Genomic DNA, 972 nt, shown 5'->3' on the forward strand with positions numbered 1-972 from the left:
GAGGTCGCATCATGAGTAAGTACCTGGTCACGGGTGGCGCCGGCTATGTCGGCAGTGTGGTCGCCGCCCACCTGCTGGAGGCGGGGCACCGGGTGACCGTCCTGGACGACCTCTCGACCGGGTTCCGGGAGGGCGTGCCGGCCGGTGCCGAGTTCGTCGAGGGACGGATCCAGGAGGCCGGCGAGGTCCTGGACGGCTCCTTCGACGGCGTGCTGCACTTCGCGGCCTCCTCCCAGGTCGGCGAGTCGGTCGTGGACCCGGAGAAGTACTGGCGCAACAACGTGGCCGGCTCGCTGGAGCTGATCTCCGCGATGCGCGCGGCGGGCGTGCGCAAGCTGGTGTTCTCCTCCACCGCCGCCACCTACGGCGAGCCGGAGTCGGTCCCGATCGCCGAGACCGCCCGCACCGCGCCCACCAACACCTACGGCGCCACCAAGCTGGCCGTGGACCACCTGATCACCAGCGAGGCCGTCGCCCACGGCCTGGCCGCCGTCTCGCTGCGCTACTTCAACGTCGCGGGCGCGTACGGCAGTTCTTCCGGGATCACGCTCGGCGAGCGGCACGACCCGGAGTCGCACCTGATCCCGCTGGTCTTCCAGGCCGCGCTCGGGCAGCGCGAGCACATCGCGGTCTACGGCGACGACTACCCGACCCCGGACGGCACCTGCATCCGCGACTACATCCACGTCGCGGACCTGGCCGACGCGCACCTGCTGGCCCTGGACGCGGCGAAGCCGGGCGAGCACCTGATCTGCAACCTGGGCAACGGCAGCGGCTTCTCGGTCCACGAGGTGATCGAGTCGGTCAAGCGGGTCACCGGCCGCGAGATCCCGGTCGTGGTCTCCGGCCGCCGCGCCGGCGACCCGGCGGTCCTGGTCGCCTCCGCCGAGCGCGCCCACCAGGCCCTCGGCTGGACCCCGCGCCGTCCGAACCTGGACGACATCGTCGCCGACGCCTGGAAGTTCACCCTGG

At 71.9% G+C, this 972-nt stretch carries 1 protein-coding gene; it reads left to right on the top strand.

Annotation, left to right across the window (positions count from 1 at the left end):
• Nucleotides 1-11 precede the first annotated feature (11 nt).
• On the top strand, nt 12-972 hold a 961-nt coding region (gene galE / locus IF01_RS0140790), incomplete at its 3' end, for a UDP-glucose 4-epimerase GalE (RefSeq protein WP_030398682.1).

The organism is Kitasatospora purpeofusca (assembly GCF_000718025.1).
In the GTDB taxonomy this organism is placed as follows: Bacteria; Actinomycetota; Actinomycetes; order Streptomycetales; family Streptomycetaceae; genus Kitasatospora; species Kitasatospora purpeofusca.